This window comes from Streptomyces sp. NPDC028289, from assembly GCF_055565975.1.
In genome coordinates, this window is sequence record NZ_JBVHTI010000001.1 from 819,823 (window position 1) to 839,157 (window position 19,335).

A 19,335-nucleotide genomic window follows, 5' to 3' on the forward strand; every position below is an offset into this window, starting at 1 on the left:
TAAGTTCCCCACCGGTCACATAACCAGGCACCTCTGTGAAGGTTCTGTGGGGGACCGAAAAAGCTGTCGAAAGCCTTGCCGAAACCGTTACCTGTTCGACCCATTGACACCCCCGCCGCCCCGTCCTTACTGTCACGCCAGCATTTCGAACGTGTGACGAAATCTCGAACAGCTGAGGGGCAACCGCCGTGCGCATCACCGGAATCAGCACACACGTGGTCGGGACGCCGTGGCGCAACCTGACGTACGTCCAGGTGCACACCGACGAGGGGATCACCGGAGTCGGCGAGACCCGGATGCTCGGTCACACCGACGCGCTGATCGGCTACCTGCGAGAGGCCGAGGCCAACCACATTCTCGGTTCGGACCCGTTCGCGGTGGAAGACCTGGTACGCCGGATGAAGTACGGCGACTACGGCCGGGCGGGTGAAATCGTGATGTCCGGGATCGCCGTGATCGAGATGGCCTGCTGGGACATCAAGGGCAAGGCGCTGGGCGTGCCCGTGTGGCAGCTGCTCGGCGGGAAGGTGACCGACAAGGTCAAGGCGTACGCCAACGGCTGGTACACCACCGAGCGGACCCCGGAGGCCTACCACAAGGCCGCGCAGGGGGTCATGGAGCGCGGGTACAAGGCGCTGAAGATCGACCCGTTCGGCACCGGGCACTTCGAGCTGGACCACGAGCAGACCCTGTACGCCGTGTCGCTCATCGAGGCCGTCCGGGACGCCATCGGGCCGGACGCCGAGCTGATGCTGGAGATGCACGGCCGGTTCTCGCCCTCCACCGCGGTACGGCTCGTGCGCGAGCTCGCGCCCTTCAAGCCGGCCTGGCTGGAGGAGCCGTGCCCGCCGGAGAACCTGAAGGCGCTGGAGAAGGTCGCCGCCAAGGTGGACATCCCGGTCGCCACCGGTGAGCGCATCCACGACCGCATCGAGTTCCGCGAGCTCTTCGAGAGCCAGGCCGTCGACATCATCCAGCCGGACGTCGGCCATATCGGCGGAATCTGGGAGACCCGGAAGCTCGCCGCGACCGCCGAGACGCACTACGTACTGGTCGCCCCGCACAACGTCGGCGGCTCCGTGCTCACCGCCGCCTCCCTCCAGGTCGGGTTCACCTCCCCGAACTTCAAGATCCTGGAGCACTTCAACGACTTCGCCGACGCCGAGATCAAGAAGGTAGTCAAGGGGGCGCCGGAGGTCGTGGACGGCTACTTCCACCTGTCCGACGAGCCGGGGCTCGGGGTCGAGTTCGACGCCGACGCGGCCGCCGAGTTCCCGCAGCAGCAGGCCCGGTTCGACCTGTGGGCCGAGGGCTGGGAGCAGCGCAAGCCCAAGGGGACGTCGAAGTGAGCTCCCAGGTCGTCGTCGAGGCTCCGGGCGCCCACCGGGTCGAGGAGCACACGCCCCGCGAGCCGGGTCCCGGCGAGGCGCTGGTCGCCGTGCACGCGGTCGGGATTTGCGGAAGCGACCGTGAGGTGTACCAGGGGAACCGGCCCGAGGGGTATGTGCGCTACCCGTTGACGCCGGGCCACGAGTGGTCGGGGACGGTACGGGCGGTCGGCGCCGGAGTGCCCGCCTCGCTCGTCGGCCGCAAGGTGGTCGGCGAGGGGTTCCGGAACTGCCAGGTGTGCGACCGCTGTCACGCCGGGGAGACCACCCTGTGCACCGACGGCTACGAGGAGACCGGCTTCACCCAGCCGGGCGCCATGGCCGCCACCCTCACCCTCCCCGCCCGCCTGCTGCACGCCCTCCCGGACGACGCCGACCTCACCGCCGCCGCCCTGCTCGAGCCGGCCGCCTGCATCGCGGCCGCCGCGCTCAAGGGCAACGCGCAGCCGGGCGAGCGGGTCGCGGTGGTCGGCACCGGGACGCTCGGGATGTTCGCCGTGCAGTTCCTGCGCGCGATCTCGCCGAGTGAACTGCTGGTGGTCGGGACGCGCAACGACCGGGAGGCGCTGTCCCGGCAGTTCGGGGCCACCGACTTCCGCACCAAGGACCAGGAACTTCCCGACGACTTCGACGTCGTCATCGAGACCGCCGGGTCCGCGTCCGCCGCGCGCACCGCCGCCTCCCTGCTCAGGCGCGGCGGACGCCTGGTCCTGACCGGGATCCCGGCCGCGGGCGCCGACGGCCTGGACCCGACCGATCTCGTCGTACGGCAACTGGAGGTGCACACCGTCTTCGGGGCACCGCCGGACGCCTGGTCGCACACGGTCCGCGTCTTCGGGGCCGGCCTCCTCGACCCTTTGCCGCTGGTCACGCACGAGCTGCCGCTGACCGAGTTCCCGCAGGCCATCGAGCTGGTGGGGGCCGGTGATCCGAAGGTGGGCAAGGTGCTGCTCCGCCCCTAGTCGTACGCCGGTCGCGGCGTGCCCTGACCTCGCCGTGACCGGCGTACCACCAAAGCCTTTTTCTGCCCCGAGCCGCGAACCTTGTCCGAAATACCGAACACGAAGGACAGCTTGTGACGACCGACGCTTCCGTTACGGCGGCCCGCCGCCCCGGTGAGCAGGCGCTCGCCGCCCTCGGCCTGGGCGCGCCCGCTCTCGACCCCGCCGACGCCTCCGCCCACAGCTTCCCGGGCGGCGGCAAGTGGCGCACCGAGATCCCCTCCTGCGAGGGGCCCGAGGCGCTGGCCGTCGTCCTCAAGGAGTCCTCGCGGCTCGACGTGCCGATCCACCGGATCAGCCAGGGCAGCGGGGTGTGGATGCTCACCGACGCCGAGATCACCGAGATGGTCGAGGCGACGAACGAACGGGACATCGAGCTCTGCCTGTTCACCGGACCGCGCGGCACCTGGGACATCGGCGGCTCGGTGCGCTCCGACTCGCGGGGGGCCGGACTGCGTGCCCGCGGCCACGACGCCGTCGCCGGCTGCGTCGAGGACGCGGTCCGGGCGACCGAGTTGGGCGTCAAGTGCCTGCTGGTCGCCGACGAAGGCGTGCTGTGGACGCTGCACCGGGCCCGGCAGTCGGGGATCATCCCGGCCGACACGACCCTGAAGGTCTCGGCGCTGGTCGGTCCCGTCAACCCCGCCTCGTACTCCGTCTTCGAGCACCTGGGCGCCGACTCCATCAACGTGCCGAGCGACCTGACGCTCGATCACCTCACCGAGATCCGGCGGGTGTCGGGTGCCCCCATGGACATGTACATCGAGGCTCCCGACGACCTCGGCGGCTACATCCGGATGTACGAGGTCGCCGAGCTGATCCGGCGCGGCGCGCCGGTGTACCTGAAGTTCGGCCTGTCCAAGGCCCCCGGCATCTACCCGTGGGGCAACCACCTGCGGGACGTGACCCTCAGCACCGCCAAGGAGCGGGTGCGGCGGGGGCGGCTCGCCCTGGACCTGCTGGCGCGGCACGGGGCGGACGGGGAGATGGCACCGCTGGGGTCGCGGTTGCCGGGTTCTCTCCGCCGGTTCCCCACCGAGGGTTCTGCCTGACGAACGTTGGGGACTGCGAGTCCACCGTGGCTGGTCGCGCCCGCGCGGCGGAGCCGCAAATCAATCGCAGCCCCGCGCCCCTTACGGGGCGCTCCACCGACCTTGCTTGAAACCTCTCAACGACGAGAAGAACAGGGATCGATCACCATGCGTACTCGCAGAAGCGCCCTCACCCTCATAGCCGGGGCCGCCTCGCTCGCTCTGACCCTGTCCGCGTGCGGACAGAGCAGCGAGGGTGGCAGCAAGGAGGACAGCGGCAGTGCCAAGGGCGGCACGATCGGCATCGCGATGCCGACCAAGTCCTCCGAGCGCTGGATCGCGGACGGCAAGAACGTCGTCAAGGACCTGGAGTCCAAGGGCTACAAGACCAAGCTGGTCTACGGCGAGGACGACCCGGACACCCAGGTCTCCCAGATCGAGAACCTGATCACGCAGGGCGTCAAGGGCCTGATCATCGCGGCCATCGACAACAAGTCCCTGAACAACGTGCTCCAGGAGGCCGCGGACGCCAACATCCCGGTCATCGCCTACGACCGCCTGATCCTCGGCACCAAGAACGTCGACTACTACGCGTCCTTCGACAACGAGAAGGTCGGTGTCGAACAGGGCACGTACATCGTGCACAAGCTGGGCCTGGACAGCGGCAAGAAGGGCCCGTTCAACATCGAGCTGTTCGCCGGCTCGAACGACGACAACAACACCAAGTACTTCTTCAACGGCGCGATGAGCGTGCTCCAGCCGTACATCGACAAGAAGCAGCTGGTGGTCAAGTCCGGCCAGACCGCGCTGAACAAGGTCACCACCCTGCGCTGGGACGGTGCGACCGCGCAGTCCCGCATGGAGGACATCCTCACCTCCTCGTACAAGTCCGCCAAGGTCGACGCGGTGCTCTCGCCGTACGACGGCATCTCGATCGGCATCATCGCCGCGCTGAAGTCGGACGGCTACGGCTCCAGCAGCCAGCCGCTGCCCGTCATCACCGGCCAGGACGCCGAGCTGGCCTCGGTGAAGTCGATCATCGCGGGTGAGCAGACGCAGACCGTCTACAAGGACACCCGGCAGCTCGCCAAGGTCGCCGCGACCATGGTCGACGACGTCCTGAACAAGAAGACCCCGCAGGTCAACGACACCAAGACGTACGACAACGGGTCCAAGGTCGTCCCCGCCTACCTGCTGCAGCCGGTGAGCGTCGACAAGACCAACTACGAGGACGTCCTGGTCAAGGGCGGCTACTACACGGACGCCGAGCTCAAGTAATCCGCCGACCCCTGATCGACAAGCACTGATTGGAAGGCAGACCATGGCGGGACCCGTCCTGGAAATGCGCTCGATCGTCAAGACCTTTCCCGGCGTCAAGGCGCTGTCGGACGTCACGCTGACCGTCCGCCAGGGCGAGGTCCACGCCATCTGCGGGGAGAACGGCGCCGGCAAGTCGACCCTGATGAAGGTCCTCTCCGGCGTCCACCCGCACGGCAGTTACGAGGGCGACATCCTCTTCGAGGGTGAGCTCTGCAAGTTCGGTGACATCCGGGCGAGCGAGCAGCGCGGCATCGTCATCATCCACCAGGAGCTGGCGCTGTCGCCGTACCTCTCGCTGGCGGAGAACATCTTCCTCGGCAACGAACACGCCAAGGGCGGGTTCATCGACTGGCGGGAGACCCTGCGGCACGCCACCGAGCTGCTGCGCCGGGTCGGTCTCGACGACCACCCGGAGACCCGCGTCACCGACATCGGCGTGGGCAAGCAGCAGCTGGTGGAGATCGCGAAGGCGCTGTCGAAGAAGGTGAAACTGCTCATCCTCGATGAGCCGACCGCGGCTCTGAACGACGAGGACAGCGGCAAACTCCTCGACCTGATCCTGGAGTTGAAGAACCAGGGCATCACCTCGATCATCATCTCGCACAAGCTCAACGAGATCCGCCGGGTCGCCGACTCGGTGACGATCATCCGGGACGGCCACTCCATCGAGACCCTCGACGTGAAGTCGAAGGAGACGACGGAGGAGCGGATCATCGCGGGCATGGTCGGCCGCGACCTGGACCACCGCTTCCCCGAGCGCACCCCCTACGAGGGCGAGGAGGACGCGGCGCCGGCCCTGGAGATCCGCGACTGGACCGTGCGGCACCCGATCGACCACGAGCGCAAGGTCGTCGACGACGTGTCGATCCACGTCCGGCGCGGCGAGATCGTCGGCATCGCGGGCCTGATGGGCGCCGGCCGCACCGAACTCGCGATGAACGTCTTCGGGCGGACCTACGGCCGCTACGACGGCGGCACGGTCCTCAAGGACGGCACGGAGATCCGTACCAAGTCGGTCGCCGAGGCGGTCCGGCACGGCATCGCCTACGTCACCGAGGACCGCAAGCACTACGGCCTCAACCTCATCGACACCATCAACCGCAACATCTCGCTGACCGCGCTGAACAAGGTCGCCCGGCGCGGGATCGTGGACGAGCACGAGGAGCGGCAGGTCTCCGAGGGCTACCGCAAGTCCATGAACATCAAGGCGCCCACGGTCTTCGAGCCGGTGGGCAAGCTGTCGGGCGGCAACCAGCAGAAGGTCGTCCTCAGCAAGTGGATCTTCGCGGGTCCGGACGTGCTGATCCTCGACGAGCCGACCCGCGGCATCGACGTCGGCGCCAAGTACGAGATCTACACGGTCATCGACCAGCTCGCCGCCCAGGGCAAGGCGGTCGTCTTCATCTCCTCCGAGCTGCCCGAACTGCTCGGCATGTGCGACCGCATCTACACCATGGCCGCGGGCCGCCTGACCGGTGAGGTGCCCAGGGCCGAGGCCACGCAGGAAGTGCTGATGCGCCATATGACGAAGGACAAAGAGGTAACGCGATGAGCACGGATGTCACCGCCAAGAGCCCGGCGCCCGCGCCGCCGGGCAAGAGCGGATCGGCCGCCGACGGGAACCTGCTCCAGCTGGTCCTGGACGGGCTGCGCCGCAACATGCGCCAGTACGGCATGCTGATCGCGCTCGGTCTGATCGTCGCCCTGTTCGCGGTCTGGACCGACGGCGACCTGCTGCTGCCGCGCAACGTCTCCAACCTGGTCCTCCAGAACAGCTACATCCTGATCCTGGCCATCGGCATGATGATGGTGATCATCGCCGGGCACATCGACCTCTCGGTCGGCTCGCTGACCGCGTTCGTGGGCGCCTTCGCGGCCGTACTGACGGTCAACCACGGCGTGCCGTGGCCGGTCGCGTTGATCCTGTGCCTGGTGATGGGTGCGGTGGCCGGCTCGCTGCAAGGGTTCCTGATCGCCTACCTGGGCATACCGTCGTTCATCGTCACCCTCGCCGGAATGCTGCTCTTCCGCGGTCTGACGGAGATCCTGCTCCAGGGCCAGACCATCGGCCCGTTCCCGAACGGGCTGCAGAACCTGGGCAACGGCTTCCTCCCCGAGGTGGGCCCGAACACCAACTACCACAACATCACGCTGCTGCTGGGCATCGTGCTGATCGCCGCCGTGGTCTGGCAGGAGTTCCGGGACCGGCGCCGCCAGCAGGAGTTCGCCCTGGAGGTGCCGCCCACCCGGCTGTTCCTGCTGAAGCTGACCGCGCTGGTCGCCGCGATCCTCGTCCTCACCATGCTGCTCGCCAGCTACAAGGGCGCCCCGATCATCCTGATCGTCCTGGGCGCGCTGGTCGTCGGCTACGGCTACGTGATGCGCAACGCGGTCTTCGGCCGGCACATCTACGCCATCGGCGGCAACCTGCCGGCGGCCAAGCTGTCCGGCGTCAAGGACAAGAAGGTCTCCTTCTACGTCTTCCTGAACATGGGCGTGCTCGCGGCCCTGGCCGGCCTGGTGGTAGCGGCCCGGCTGAACGCGGCCTCGCCGAAGGCGGGCGACGGCTTCGAACTGGAGGCGATCGCCTCCTCGTTCATCGGCGGCGCCTCCATGAGCGGCGGTGTCGGCACCATCCTCGGTGCCATCATCGGCGGTCTCGTCCTCGGCGTGCTGAACAACGGCATGAACCTCCTCAGCGTCGGCACCGACTGGCAACAGGTCATCAAGGGCCTCGCCCTCCTCGCGGCGGTCGGCTTCGACGTGTGGAACAAGCGCAAGTCCGGTTCGTAAGTCGCTCGGGCCCCGCCGGAAGGCGGGGCCCCACCTTTGTGGGAGCCGCACATGGAACTGAACAGACGCACGGTCATCGCAGGAGCCGCGGCGGCGGGTATCGCCGCCACCACCCTCGGCACGGGTACCGCCGAGGCCGCCTCGGGAGGCAGGAAGCCGGTGAAGGAGCTCTTCGGCACCCTCGCCGACGGGACCAAGGTCTACCGCTGGTCCCTGGAGAACGGCGGCACCCGCCTCAAGGTCCTCTCCTACGGCGGCATCATCCAGTCCCTGGAGATCCCCGACCGGCACGGCAGGTACACCAACGTGTCGCTCGGCTACGACAACCTCGCCGCGTACGTCGCCGGGACCACCTTCTTCGGCGCGACCATCGGCCGGTACGGGAACAGGATCGCCAAGGGACAGTTCACCCTCGACGGCAAGACCTACCAGCTCTCCGTCAACGACGGCGTGAACAGCCTGCACGGCGGTGCCAAGGGCTTCAACACGAAGGTCTGGGACATCGAGGGCTTCACCTCGGGCTCGGACGTCGGCCTGCACCTGCACTACACGAGTGTCGACGGCGAGATGGGCTACCCGGGCACCCTCAAGACCAAGGTGACCTTCACGCTGAACCGGCACGGCGACTGGATCATCGACTACGAGGCCACCACCGACAAGGCGACCGTGGTCAACCTCACCAACCACACCTACTGGAACCTCGCCGGTGAGGGCAACGGCACGATCGAGGACCACGAGCTGACGATCGCCGCCGGCCGCTACACGCCCACCGACTCGGGCCTGATCCCGACGGGCGAGCTGGCCACGGTCTCCGGCACCCCCTTCGACTTCCGCAAGGGCAAGCCGGTCGGCCGGGACATCCGCGCGGGTCACCCCCAGCAGGTGCAGGCCAAGGGCTTCGACCACAACTGGGTCCTCGACAAGGGCGTCACGGCCAAGCCGGAGCACATCGCCACGCTGCGCGACCCGCGCTCCGGCCGCACCCTGAAGATCGCCACGGACCAGCCGGGCCTGCAGTTCTACTCGGGCAACTTCCTCGACGGCACCCTCATCGGCACCTCCGGGCGCACCTACCGGCAGGGCGACGGGTTGTGCCTGGAGACCCAGCACTTCCCGGACTCTCCGAACCACGCGAACTTCCCGTCGACGGTGCTGCGGCCGGGGCAGGTCTACAGGACGCGGACGGTTCATTCGTTCGACGCCTGAGGCGCGTGGGCGCGGCCGGTAAGGGGCTGGTCGCGCCCACGCCGGGGAAGAAACGTAAACTCACACTTTTTTCACACCGGTTGAACAGCGCCGCACCCGCCCCCGTACTCAAGGGCGGCCCGTGCTCCCCCGCGCGGGCCGCCCAAGACGACGGGCCCGGACGTCCCCATCGGGCCCGCCTCATACGGAGGTTAAATGGCCGGCAACGTCACCTCGTTGTTCCGCAGCGGTGCGCACAGCCCGTCGATGGCGGCGCTGGCACGCGAGGGGGGCGACGGAACCGGCCCGGTCGACTTCTGCATTCCCTGCAACCCCTACTTCCCCACCCCGGCCATGATGGAAACGATGGCGGCCCGGCTGAAGGACATCATCACCTTCTACCCGAGCAGCGCCGACACCATCACCGCCGAGCTCTGCAACCTCCTCCAGCTCCCGCCGCAGGCCGTGGCCATGGGCAACGGGTCCACCGAGCTGATCACCTGGATCGACCACCTGCTGGTCCGCGAGTCCCTCGCCGTCCCCGTCCCCACCTTCGGCCGCTGGACCGACCAGCCGATGGAGACCGGCAAGCGCGTCGACATGTTCCCGCTCCAGGAGTCCAACGGCTTCGCGCTCGACCTCGCGCAGTACGCCGAGTTCATCCGCAAGCGGGGCACCAAGGTCGCGGTCATCTGCAATCCCAACAACCCCGACGGCGGCTTCATCCACAAGCAGGCCCTCGTGCAGTTCATGGACGCCATGGCCGACCTGGACCTGATCGTCATCGACGAGTCGTTCCTGGAGTTCGCCGACGCCGAGGCCGAGCCCAGCGTCGTCCAGGAGGCGATGCTCCGCCCGAACGTCATAGTCCTGCGCAGCCTCGGCAAGAACTTCGGCCTGCACGGCGTCCGCTTCGGCTACATGGTGGCCAACCCCTCGCTGGCCGGCAAGGTCCGCTCGATGCTCCCGAAGTGGAACCTCAACGCGTTCGCCGAGTACGTCGTCTTCATGCTCAAGGAGCACGGCGCCGAGTACGCGCAGAGCCTGCTGCAGGTCCGCAAGGACCGGCTGGAGATGGCCAGCCAGCTCGCCACCCTGCCCGGCCTGACGGTCTACCCCTCGCAGGGCAACTTCCTCTTCGTGCGCCTTCCCGTCGGCGCCGAGGGCACCGTGGTGCGGGACCGGATGCTCACCGAGCACCGGATCCTGGTCCGTGAGTGCGGCAACAAGATCGGGTCTTCCAGCCGCTTCCTGCGTCTCGTGGTGCGCCCCGAAGTGGACGTGCGTCGCCTGGTGTCCGCCATGGAACAGGTGCTCTACGGGACCAGGAGGGGAGCCGCCGTGCCCGAGCTGAGCACCGGGACCAGCTACAGCTCGGGTACGGCGGCGGTGGACCGGCTGGTGAGCGAGACCAACGGGGCGGGCATCCAGCTCGCGCAGGCCGTCGGCGCGGGGCCCGTCCCGGGGCTCGCCGCCGCTCCCGCCGCCGGTGTCGGCATGCCGCTCCCCGTCGCCGCGCAGCAGGGCGTCGGGATGCCGATGCCGGCGGCAGCCATGCAGATGCAGCAGCCTCAGCAGATGCAGCAGCCGATGATGGCGCCGGTGACTCCGATGACACCGGCACCGGCTCCCGCCCCGGCCCCGATGCCCATGCAGATGCAGCCCCCGGCCCCGGCCCCGGCCCCGGCCCCGGCCGGGCCTACCCCGCCCGGGGTCCCCGCGCGTGGTGGTCTCACGGCCGCCCAGGTACGAGGCATGACGGCCCCCGCGCCCCCGGCCCCCAACCTGGCCCCCGCCCCGGCCACCGGCTGGCCGAACGCCCAGAGCTGGCCCAACGCGGCGGGGATGGGACAGGCCGGCTAGCCGCCGCAGGGATCCGGTGCGCTGCCGGGTGCACCACCATCGTGGCTGGTCGCGCAGTTCCCCGCGCCCCTGAAGGGGCGCGACCAGCCACGGTGACTGGTGATGCCGGCGGGATCAAGCGCCCCGAAAGGGGCGCGGGGAACTGTGCGCTCGGCCCCCACCGGCCCGCGGTGGACGAACGGAGCGCCGCGCCCCTCAGGGGCGCGGGAAACTGCGCGACCAGCCCCCACCGGCCCGCGGGGAACGAACCGCGTGCTGATCAGCTCCGTCCCACCGGATGACGTCGGCTGCGGAATCGCGCCCCTTCAGGGGCGCGGGGAACTGCGCGGCCGGCCCCCCACCGGCCCGCGGTGAAGGAACCGGCCGCAACCAGCGGAGCGTTCAGCTGCGCGTGGCCCGTAGGAGCGCGGCTCCCAGGGGCAGGGCGTGGCAGGACGTCGGCTTGAAGCCTGCTTCCTTCAGGAGGCGGCCGTAGTGGGGCTCATCGCGTTCCCGGCCGCCCACGTTGCACAGCATGTGCAGGTCCCAGGCCGCGGCCGTGTCGCTGGGCAGGAGGCGTTCCACGACGAGGAGTTCGGCGCCCGGGCGCATCGCCTCCGCGCAGCGGTGGAGGATGGTGCGGCAGCGGTCGTCGGTCCAGTCGTGCAGGACGCGGGAGAGCAGGTAGACGTCGCCGCCGGGCGGGACGCCCTCCGTGAAATCCCCGGCGAGGAACGTGCAGCGGCCGGACAGGTCGGCCAGTTCCGGGCGGGCCGCCGCCAGGGCCTCGGGGCGTTCCAGCAGGACGCCGTCCAGATGGCCGTGGGCGCGGAGGATGCGGCCGAGCAGGGCGCCGTTGCCGCCGCCGACGTCGACGACACGTCGTACCGCGGAGAAGTCGACGAGGGCCGGTACCGGCGTGAACATCTCCGCGCTCGCCGCCATCGCCCGGTGGAAGAGGTCGCCGAGTTCGGGGCGGGCGGCGAAGTAGGGGAAGTGGTGCTCGCCGTAGCGGTGGGCGAAAGCTTCCTTCCCAGTGCTGACGGCGTACGGGAGCCCGGCGAAGGAGTCGTAGAACGGGCCGCCGTAGAGCAGTGCGAGCGGGTGGAGGGAGTGCTCGGCGCTGGTGCGGAGAGGTTCGCCCAGGGCGGTGAGGTGGTGGGTGCCGTCGGGGGAGGACGTCAGCAGGCCGAGGGTGGCGAGGTAGCGGAGGAGGCGGCGGAGGGCGTCGGCGTCGGTGCCGGTGAGGCTCGCGAGGGTGGTGGTGTCGAGGGCGGGGTGGGCGGCCAGGTGGTCGGCGATGCCCAGTTCGGCCATGGTGCGGACGGCCTGGGTGGCCCAGGCGCCGGTCATGACGCCGAGGAGCGCGAGGGTGGGGTCGGGGAGGGGTTCCTGGCGGCCGGGGAGGCGGAGTTCGAAGCGCCGGTGGTCGGTGGTGCGGAAGTAGAGGACGGTGACGTTCTCGTGGTTGTTGTAGCCGCCGCCGTCCGGGACCGCGCCGCCGCGTTCCGTCAGCAGGGTGCGCAGTCCGGCGGGGATCACCCGGCCCGGTGCGGTCACGGCGAAGGCGTGGTGCGACTCGTGGCCGTTGGTCCGCTCGTCGGCGGCGACCGTCTCCAGCGGGGAGCCGGGCGGCACGGGCAGCGCGAAGATCTCCACGGTCCGCCCGGCCACCGGCACGTGCACGATTCCGACCTGGCTGTCGGCGAGGGCGGCGCCGTAGCGGCGGGCCAGCCGTCCGCGCACCACCACGCTGGGGGTGACGGGGCCCGGGTCGAGGCCGGCGCCGCGCAGTTCGTCGCGGAGCCCGTCGAGGGCGGCGGGGAAGACCAGTACGGCGGTGTGGTCGTAGCCGAGGTGGCGGGCGGCGTCGGCCCGCTCGTCGTCCGTCAGGCCGGGCAGCAGCCCGGCGAGGACCTGGTCCGTGTCGTGGTCGCGGACGTGGTCGGCCGCGCGCCGGATCCGGTCCAGGTCGGTTTCCGTCAGACATGCCTGTACGACGGAGAGGTTCATGAAGAATTCCCGGTGATCGTGGGGCAGGAAGAACCGGGGACTAGGGGCCCCGGGGGTCAGATGCCGGTGTAGTTCTCGGCGAAGAAGTCCTGGTGGGCGCGGGAGGTGCGCAGGCTCTCCAGGCGGGCGTACTGCAGCGCACGCCCGTAGCGGGCCTCGTCGTCCTCGCCGGCCGGGCCGTGCAGCAGGCCGCCCATCCAGTGCGAGAACTCGTGGGCCCGCCAGACGCGGGGCAGGCAGTCGGCGGCGTAGCGGGCGAGGCCGGTCCCGTCGCCGTGGGCCAGCGCCCCTTCGAGGGCGCGGGCCAGCAACTCGGCCTGGAGGACGGCGAGGTTGGCGCCCTTGGCGGCCGAGGGGCTGATGAGTCCGGCGGCGTCGCCGGCCAGCCACAGCCGTCCGGTGCCCGGGGACTCCAGGACGTCGGAGCGCAGGTCGACGACCGCCTTCTCCAGGACGGGGCCGTGCCGCAGCGGCCCGAACTCGGCGGTCCGCAGCCGGGTCGCCAGCTCCGTCCAGATCCGGTCCGCGCTCCAGTCGGCGGGATCGGTGCCGCGCGGGCACTGGAGGTAGTACCGGGTGACGGTGTCCGTGCGCGCCATGTGGCCGGCGAACCCGCGCTCGTGCAGGGCGTATCCGACGGCCGCCAGGCTGGGCGGTGCCGCGACCAGTACGGCCAGCCAGGAGACCCGGTGGTCCCGGCGGGCGGTCCGGGTGCCGCGGGCCGTCAGTGCGGCGCGGCCGATCCCCCGGTGCCCGTCGCAGCCGGCGACGTACCGCCCGGTGACGTCCGCACCGCCGCGCACCCGCACCCGGGCCGCCGCGAACTCCTCGGCCACTTCCGCGGCCTCGGCGCCGAACCGGATCTCCCCGCCGCGCCGCAGGTACTCGGCGACCAGGTCCCGTACGAGTTCCTGCTGCGGGTAGACGGTGTGCGGTTCACCGAGGCCCGACTTGCCGTAGTCCAGGGTGAATTCGCCGCGGTCGCTGCGGAACAGACAGGTGCTGTGGGTCTTTCCGCGGGCCGACAGGCCACCGGCCAGGCCGTGTTCCGTCAGCACGCGCACGGAGTGGGCCGCGAGGTATCCGGCGCGGGCCCTGCCCTCCACCGCGGCACGGTCGCGCCGCTCCAGGATCACGCAGTCGATGCCCCGGTCCAGCAGCAGGTTCCCCAGTACGAGCCCTGCCGGGCCGGCGCCGACGATCACTACACCGACCTGTGCTGTTGTCATTCCCCACCCCTGGAGTTGCCCTCTGTCCAGAAGGTTTCTTATCAGCCACATCCCTTACATAAGGGGAAGAAGCGGACTAATTACCCCTAAAGGGTTGCCTGAGGTGACGAGAGCTGCCGAAAACCGGGGGAAACGGCACGGTGCCCGTCCGCATCGAATGCGAACGGGCACCGGATCGAGCGCCGGGCAGGCCTTGCACCTGCATTTCCCCGCAGGAAGCGGGGCGTCTTTCCTTGGACCACCAACGCAGCACCAGCCACCGTGAGTTACGGCGACCAGCTCTGAAACGATCATACCGTACGCTGCACGTCGCCCTGCAACTCGCCCTGGCTCCCGCCCTCGTCGAGCTTGCTGACCAGACCGCGCAGCACGGGCCCGTACTCGGGGTGGGCGAGGGCGAAGGCCATCTGCGCGACGAGGTAGTCGGCCGGGTTGCCGGTGTCGTACCAGCGGCCCTGGATGACCTGCCCGTACACGGCCCGGCTGCCGGCGTAGGCGTTGATGGCGTCGGTGAGGTACACCTCGCCGGTGCGGTGCTCGTACCAGCGGCGGGTCTGCTCGCGCAGCTCGTCGATGATGCCGGGGGTGACGACATAGCCGCCGATGGCCGCGTACGGCGACGGCGCGTCGGCCGGCGCGGGCTTCTCGACCAGGCCGGTGATGCGCAGCTGGCCGTCGCCGAGGTCCTCCTTGACGATGGGCACGCCGTAGCGCTGAGAGTCGGCGGGGTCCATCGGCAGCAGGGCCAGCACCGGGCAGCCGGTCTGCTCGTAGGCGCGGATCAGCTGCTGGGCGCGGGGCACCTCGGCGACGAACACGTCGTCGGGCCAGAGCACGAGGACGGGCTCGTCGCCGAAGGAACGGGCGGCGTTCAGCACGGGCGTGCCGTTGCCGTACGGCCCGTACTGGTCGAGGTAGGTGATGTGCCCCTTGCGGGCCAGCTCGGCGACCTCCTCGACGGCGTCCGCGTAGGCGGTCTTGCCGTCGCTGCGCAGCTGCTCGACGAGGGCCGGGTTGGGCCGGAAGTGGTCCTGGATCAGGCTCTTGCCGCCCGAGACGACGATGGTGATGTCGGTGATCCCGGAGTCCACCAGCTCCCGCACGGTGTGCTCGATCACCGGCTTGTCACCGACCGGGAGCATCTCCTTCGGCGTGGCCTTGGTCAGGGGCAGCAGGCGGGAGCCCAGTCCTGCGGCGGGGATCACGGCCCTGCGGATCGTCGGGGACATCAGGTCTCTCTCGGTCGGACGACAAGGGGACGAGGTACCGGGACGGTATCAACGCAGGCTGTGCCACCGGGGAAACGCCGACTGCCGGGGACGCTTCGTCCGGGCGACGTGCGGGTGACGTCTCAGTACGCCACCGGCCATCCCGAGCTCCAGTCCAGCAGGTTGATGCCCAGCTTGGGGGTCCCGCCGTCGTTGCCGTCGTAGTAGTGGTAGACGATCAGGTCGCCGTCGACGTCGTTCATGACGGACTCGCCGCCGGGGCCGATGACACTGCCGTGGGACTCCAGGACCGCCGTGCCGCCGTTGCCGGTCATCGCCACGCCGCTCTTGTCGTAGTAGGGCCCGGTGACCGACGTCGCCCGCCCCACCTTCACCTTGTACGTCGAACTCGTGCCCTGGCAGCACAGGTCGTAGGAGGCGAAGAGGTAGTAGTAGCCGTTGCGTTTGACGACGTACGGCGCCTCGACCGCCTTGCTGCCGGTGGGGCGCGCGGCGAGGGAGTAGCGGGTGGTGTTGCCCGCGTACTGCTTCCCGGTCGACGGGTCGATGCGGATCATCTTGATGCCCGTCCACCAGCTGCCGAACGACAGCCACCAGGTGCCGTCGTCGTCGACGAAGAGGTTGGGGTCGATGGCGTTGTAGTCGCTGGCGGAGTTCGACGTGTAGACGATGCCGTAGTCCGACCAGGAGCCGGGCAGGCCCGTGGTGGAACCGGCCAGTCCGATGGCCGAGGTGTTGGAGCCGAAGGTGGAGACGGCGTAGTACATCAGGTACTTGCCGCCGTGGTACGAGATGTCCGGCGCCCACGCCTCCGTGGCGTACGTCGACCACCAGCTCGGCTTGGTGGTGAACGCGTCGGAGCCCGCCGTGAAGGCGACACGGTCGGTGGAGGTCCTGTAGGCCAGGCCGCCGCCGGTGGAGTAGAGCAGGTAGCGGCCGGCGGAGGTACGGATCATCGTCGGGTCGTGGACGACGACGTCACCGGCGACCGTGCCGGGGTTGGGGTAGGCCGACGCGCTCGTCGGGACCAGGGCGAGCAGGATCGCGGCGGGGAGGGCGAGGAGTGCGGTGCGGGTGCGGGGCACGCTGGGCCTCCTTGTGACTTTGTTCGACATGCCGAACGTCGATCGTCAATTCGGACGGACCGTAGAATCGAATCGTTTTGCCGTCAACGGTCTTCACAGGCATCACGCGTCAACTCACCTGTCTCAACACGGGACTTGACGGAAGGCCGTTTTACGGAACTGACAGCTCACCGACAGGTGCCGTTCCTACGGTGCCGTGCTCATGACAGACACCTCAGACGGCGCCCGCTCCGTCGGCCGCCGTACCGTACTCGTCGCCACCGGGACGACCGCCGCTGCCCTGGCCGTAGGCGCAGCGGTCTCGACCGAGGCCCCCGCGGCAGCCGCCGCCCCCGACCTCCGGCCGGCCGCCGCGGCGGCGGTCTGCACGCTCACGGAGGAACAGACCCAAGGCCCCTACTACCTCGACGGCGCGCTGATCCGCTCCAACATCACCGAGGCCAAGTCCGGCATCACCCTCAACCTCGCCCTCACCGTCGTCGACTCCGCCTGCACCGTCATCCCCAACGCCCTCGTGGAGGTGTGGCACGCCGACGCGCTCGGCGAGTACTCCGGCTACGTCGGCGCCAACGGCCACAACGAGACCGACGACGGCACCTTCCTGCGCGGCGGTGTCCTCACCAACTCCAACGGCGTCGCCAACATCACCACCATCTACCCGGGCTGGTACCGGGGCCGCTGCGTCCACATCCACGTGAAGGTCCACACGGGCGTCACCCTGACCTCCGACGGCTCCTTCACCGGCGGTTCGACCCTGCACACGGGCCAGCTCTTCATCAACGAGACCATCACCACGGCGGTCGCCAAGGTCTCGCCCTACTCGACCAACACGGTCACCCGCACGACGCTCGCCCAGGACGGGATCTACGACGACGGAGGCGCCTCGTCGGGCCTCATGACCGTCACCGGCTCCACGTCCGCCGGCTACACCGGCACCCTCACCCTGGGCGTCTCGACCTGACGCCCCCGGGCCCCGGGGGGGCATGCGCACCCCGGGGCCCGCTCAGGGTCTGCGACGAAGCGGCAGGTCCACCTCGGCCCGTACGGTCTTGCCCGGTGCGCCGTCGCAGTCCCGCTCCAGCACCTCCCACCGATCGGCCAGCGCGTCCACGAGCACGAGCCCGCGCCCCCCGGCGTCCAGCGGCCCCGACGGCCGCACGTCCCGGGGGCCGGGCGGCCGCCGTTCGGCCCGCGTGTCGGTGACCTCGACCCGCACGCTCCCCGTCACCAGCGAGAGCCGCAGCTCGAAGTCCCGCCCCGGCACGCGCCCGTGCGTCACGGCGTTCGCGGCCAGCTCCGCGACGATCACCGACACCTTGTCGATCACCTCCGCCGCCGCGAACCGACCGCCCCACGCGTGGAGTTGGGCCACGGCGAGATGCCGCGCGAGCCGGGCACCCCGCGGGGTGCCACTGAGCCGCTGGGCGAGTGTTCGACTGACGGTGACGGTGGTGGGGGGTGCGTCCATGCCCCCAATCTGCCGCCTGGAACGGGCGGTTCTCCAGGTGAGAGCCACGTACGCCGGGCCCGCGTACGCGGTCACGGACTGGACCGTACTGGTGACTCGCCGTCACCATGGGGCCGGGAGGTGGCCTACGTGGGCGATGGAGCGGAGCCGGAGTCGTCGGACAGTCTGCGGACCTTCGGGGCGGTGGTCCAGGCGTTGCGCGAACACGCCGGGCTGAGCCGGGAGGAGTTCGGGGAACGGGTGCGGTTCTCGAAACACACGGTGGCGTCCGTGGAGCTGGGCCGCCGCATGCCGGACGAGTCGTTCGTGGAGGCGGCGGAGGACGCGCTCGGCAACACGGGGGCCTTACGGCGGGCGGCGGGGCATGTGGCTCGGCAGCCGGGGTTGGCGGCTTGGTTTCGGCGGTGGGCGCGGATGGAGGCGACGGCGATCACGCTGTATACGTACGAATGCCGGTTGCTTCCGGGCCTGTTGCAGACGGAGGCATACGCGCGCACGTTGTTCACACAGCAGCTGCCACCGCTGGACGACGAGCAGATCGAGGCGCAGTGGATGGCCCGAGCGGACCGGCAGCGACTGTTGCACGAGCGCCCCAACACGGCGTTCAGCTTCATCCTGGAGGAGGGGGTCTTCCTGCGCCGGACCGGCGGGGCGGAGGTCACCCGGGAGCTCATCGATCATGTGCTGCGGCTGGCGGAGCTGCGGAATGTCGAGGTTCAGGTCATGCCGCAGGTGCAGGAGACGCACGCTGGCCTCGACGGCCCCATGCGGCTCCTGGAGACATCGGAGAACCGCTGGTTCGCGTACTGCGAGGGTCAGGAGAGCGGCCAGTTGATCGCTGATCCAAAAGTGGTCAGCATGCTCCAGATGCGGTATGCCAGGATGCGCTCGCAGGCTCACACTATTAGAGACTCAGTCGGCCTGCTGAAGCGGATGCGAGGGGACTTATGAGCACCACCAACCTGGCCTGGTTCAAGAGCAGTTACAGCGGCGGCTCGGGCGACGACTGCGTCGAAGTGGCCCTCTCCTGGCGCAAGTCCATCTACAGCATCAGCGGTTCCGGCGACTGCGTCGACGTCGCCACCCATCCCACCACCATCCACATCCGCGACTCGAAGAACCGCCAGGGCCCCCGGCTCGCCGTCTCCCCCGACGCCTGGGCCGACTTCCTTACGCACGCCGGAAAGTGACCGCGGGGACGCCCGCTTCTCTTTCATGGTCGTGTCTCCACGACCCGAGTAAAGGGCGCTGCGCGTCGCCTTCGGCGATGGGCCTGCGGCCCACCCTTGACACGGGTCGCTCCACCACGGGGAAGAAGCGAGCGGGCAGCCCGGGAAAGTGGGCGGCTCAGGCCAACAGGGCCCCACGGTCGGCTGCGTACGCGCCCGGCGTGAAGGGACGCGATCGCGCCTCGGCGGCACGCCGGGCCGGCCAAGCGGCGAACGGCGGGTGGCGAGTGGCCGCAGCCCAGGGCCGGAGCAAGAGCCGGAGCCATCGGCTCCGCATCGGCCGTCGCACCCCCTCCCGCACCGTCCGGAGTGGCGAGTGGAGGATATGTGCCAGGCAGGGGCGGTGTTTTCCCAGGTGAGGCGGGGATGGACCGGGGTGCGGATGGCACGAATCCTCCAATCCACCCGTGACGCCGGAACGGCGGGGGCCCGCAGGCGGGCAGAGCGGTCCGCCTCCCACCTCCCCCACCGGCCGTTCGCCGCTTTGCCCGCCCGGCGTGCCGGCGAGGCGCTACCGCGCCC

The 19,335-nt window shown here is 69.8% G+C and carries 16 protein-coding genes; 11 read left to right on the forward strand and 5 right to left on the reverse strand.

The window, feature by feature from the left end; all coding sequences use genetic code 11:
- Positions 1-188: 188 nt before the first annotated feature.
- The 8 genes from ACZ4UV_RS03680 (at position 189) to ACZ4UV_RS03715 (ending at position 10,581) form a co-directional block, all read left to right on the forward strand.
- Positions 189-1,349: a mandelate racemase/muconate lactonizing enzyme family protein gene (locus tag ACZ4UV_RS03680; RefSeq protein ID WP_351493909.1), complete on the forward strand. Its 1,161-nt coding sequence runs from the start codon at positions 189-191 to the stop codon at positions 1,347-1,349.
- Positions 1,346-2,350, forward strand: a complete 1,005-nt coding sequence (locus ACZ4UV_RS03685) for a zinc-dependent alcohol dehydrogenase (protein WP_390045231.1) — start codon at positions 1,346-1,348, stop codon at positions 2,348-2,350. The genes ACZ4UV_RS03680 and ACZ4UV_RS03685 overlap by 4 nt, the downstream gene beginning before the upstream one ends.
- A gap of 113 nt (positions 2,351-2,463) precedes the next feature.
- On the forward strand, positions 2,464-3,441 hold the full coding sequence (locus ACZ4UV_RS03690) for a hypothetical protein (RefSeq protein WP_451021103.1): 978 nt from the start codon (positions 2,464-2,466) through the stop codon (positions 3,439-3,441).
- A 147-nt stretch (positions 3,442-3,588) separates the two neighbouring features.
- A complete protein-coding gene (chvE, locus tag ACZ4UV_RS03695; RefSeq protein WP_451021104.1) occupies positions 3,589-4,698 on the forward strand; it encodes a multiple monosaccharide ABC transporter substrate-binding protein in 1,110 nt (369 codons plus the stop codon).
- 43 nt (positions 4,699-4,741) lie between these two features.
- Positions 4,742-6,292 carry a multiple monosaccharide ABC transporter ATP-binding protein gene (gene mmsA / locus ACZ4UV_RS03700; RefSeq protein WP_451021105.1) on the forward strand — a complete coding sequence of 517 codons (1,551 nt, stop codon included), beginning with the start codon at positions 4,742-4,744 and terminating at the stop codon, positions 6,290-6,292.
- A complete protein-coding gene (mmsB, locus tag ACZ4UV_RS03705; RefSeq protein ID WP_390045223.1) occupies positions 6,289-7,533 on the forward strand; it encodes a multiple monosaccharide ABC transporter permease in 1,245 nt (414 codons plus the stop codon). Before mmsA ends, mmsB begins: the two co-directional genes overlap by 4 nt.
- Before the next feature lie 51 nt (positions 7,534-7,584).
- A complete protein-coding gene (locus tag ACZ4UV_RS03710) occupies positions 7,585-8,739 on the forward strand; it encodes an aldose epimerase family protein (protein WP_467835676.1) in 1,155 nt (384 codons plus the stop codon).
- 195 nt (positions 8,740-8,934) lie between these two features.
- Positions 8,935-10,581, forward strand: a complete 1,647-nt coding sequence (locus ACZ4UV_RS03715; protein ID WP_467835677.1) for a pyridoxal phosphate-dependent aminotransferase — start codon at positions 8,935-8,937, stop codon at positions 10,579-10,581.
- Between the two features lie 381 nt (positions 10,582-10,962).
- On the opposite strand, the gene ACZ4UV_RS03720 is transcribed toward ACZ4UV_RS03715, so the two are convergent.
- The 4 genes from ACZ4UV_RS03720 to ACZ4UV_RS03735 form a co-directional block, all read right to left on the reverse strand.
- Positions 10,963-12,573, reverse strand: coding sequence for a methyltransferase (locus ACZ4UV_RS03720; protein WP_467835679.1), 1,611 nt, complete (start codon positions 12,571-12,573; stop codon positions 10,963-10,965).
- A 56-nt stretch (positions 12,574-12,629) separates the two neighbouring features.
- The gene (locus ACZ4UV_RS03725; protein ID WP_467835681.1) at positions 12,630-13,802 is read right to left on the reverse strand and encodes a 4-hydroxybenzoate 3-monooxygenase; all 1,173 of its coding nucleotides are present in this window, start codon (positions 13,800-13,802) and stop codon (positions 12,630-12,632) included.
- A gap of 290 nt (positions 13,803-14,092) precedes the next feature.
- A complete protein-coding gene (locus ACZ4UV_RS03730; RefSeq protein ID WP_451018257.1) occupies positions 14,093-15,031 on the reverse strand; it encodes a UTP--glucose-1-phosphate uridylyltransferase in 939 nt (312 codons plus the stop codon).
- A gap of 122 nt (positions 15,032-15,153) precedes the next feature.
- Positions 15,154-16,146 (reverse strand): arabinan endo-1,5-alpha-L-arabinosidase, encoded by a 993-nt coding sequence (locus tag ACZ4UV_RS03735; RefSeq protein ID WP_451018258.1) that lies wholly within the window; start codon positions 16,144-16,146, stop codon positions 15,154-15,156.
- Between the two features lie 172 nt (positions 16,147-16,318).
- Between ACZ4UV_RS03735 and ACZ4UV_RS03740 the strand changes: the two genes are divergently transcribed.
- Complete coding sequence (locus ACZ4UV_RS03740; protein ID WP_467835683.1) at positions 16,319-17,077, forward strand: intradiol ring-cleavage dioxygenase; 759 nt, start codon at positions 16,319-16,321, stop codon at positions 17,075-17,077.
- A 42-nt stretch (positions 17,078-17,119) separates the two neighbouring features.
- On the opposite strand, the gene ACZ4UV_RS03745 is transcribed toward ACZ4UV_RS03740, so the two are convergent.
- Positions 17,120-17,584: an ATP-binding protein gene (locus ACZ4UV_RS03745; protein ID WP_351493884.1), complete on the reverse strand. Its 465-nt coding sequence runs from the start codon at positions 17,582-17,584 to the stop codon at positions 17,120-17,122.
- Positions 17,585-17,713: 129 nt separating this feature from the next.
- Here ACZ4UV_RS03745 and ACZ4UV_RS03750 point away from each other — a divergent pair, with 129 nt between their 5' ends.
- Together ACZ4UV_RS03750 and ACZ4UV_RS03755 are read left to right on the forward strand one after the other, a co-directional pair.
- Complete coding sequence (locus ACZ4UV_RS03750; protein ID WP_467835685.1) at positions 17,714-18,535, forward strand: helix-turn-helix domain-containing protein; 822 nt, start codon at positions 17,714-17,716, stop codon at positions 18,533-18,535.
- Complete coding sequence (locus ACZ4UV_RS03755) at positions 18,532-18,774, forward strand: DUF397 domain-containing protein (RefSeq protein ID WP_467835687.1); 243 nt, start codon at positions 18,532-18,534, stop codon at positions 18,772-18,774. The genes ACZ4UV_RS03750 and ACZ4UV_RS03755 overlap by 4 nt, the downstream gene beginning before the upstream one ends.
- Positions 18,775-19,335 lie beyond the last annotated feature (561 nt).

Excerpts from the sequence above, each read along its gene's own strand:
- chvE (WP_451021104.1), top strand. The coding sequence starts at position 3,589 with ATGCGTACTCGCAGAAGCGCCCTCACCCTCATAGCCGGGGCCGCCTCG.
- mmsA (WP_451021105.1), top strand. The coding sequence starts at position 4,742 with ATGGCGGGACCCGTCCTGGAAATGCGCTCGATCGTCAAGACCTTTCCC.
- mmsB (WP_390045223.1), top strand. The coding sequence starts at position 6,289 with ATGAGCACGGATGTCACCGCCAAGAGCCCGGCGCCCGCGCCGCCGGGC.
- ACZ4UV_RS03710 (WP_467835676.1), top strand. The coding sequence starts at position 7,585 with ATGGAACTGAACAGACGCACGGTCATCGCAGGAGCCGCGGCGGCGGGT.
- ACZ4UV_RS03715 (WP_467835677.1), top strand. The coding sequence starts at position 8,935 with ATGGCCGGCAACGTCACCTCGTTGTTCCGCAGCGGTGCGCACAGCCCG.
- ACZ4UV_RS03720 (WP_467835679.1), bottom strand. The coding sequence starts at position 12,573 with ATGAACCTCTCCGTCGTACAGGCATGTCTGACGGAAACCGACCTGGAC.
- ACZ4UV_RS03725 (WP_467835681.1), bottom strand. The coding sequence starts at position 13,802 with ATGACAACAGCACAGGTCGGTGTAGTGATCGTCGGCGCCGGCCCGGCA.
- ACZ4UV_RS03730 (WP_451018257.1), bottom strand. The coding sequence starts at position 15,031 with ATGTCCCCGACGATCCGCAGGGCCGTGATCCCCGCCGCAGGACTGGGC.
- ACZ4UV_RS03735 (WP_451018258.1), bottom strand. The coding sequence starts at position 16,146 with ATGTCGAACAAAGTCACAAGGAGGCCCAGCGTGCCCCGCACCCGCACC.
- ACZ4UV_RS03740 (WP_467835683.1), top strand. The coding sequence starts at position 16,319 with ATGACAGACACCTCAGACGGCGCCCGCTCCGTCGGCCGCCGTACCGTA.
- ACZ4UV_RS03745 (WP_351493884.1), bottom strand. The coding sequence starts at position 17,584 with ATGGACGCACCCCCCACCACCGTCACCGTCAGTCGAACACTCGCCCAG.
- ACZ4UV_RS03755 (WP_467835687.1), top strand. The coding sequence starts at position 18,532 with ATGAGCACCACCAACCTGGCCTGGTTCAAGAGCAGTTACAGCGGCGGC.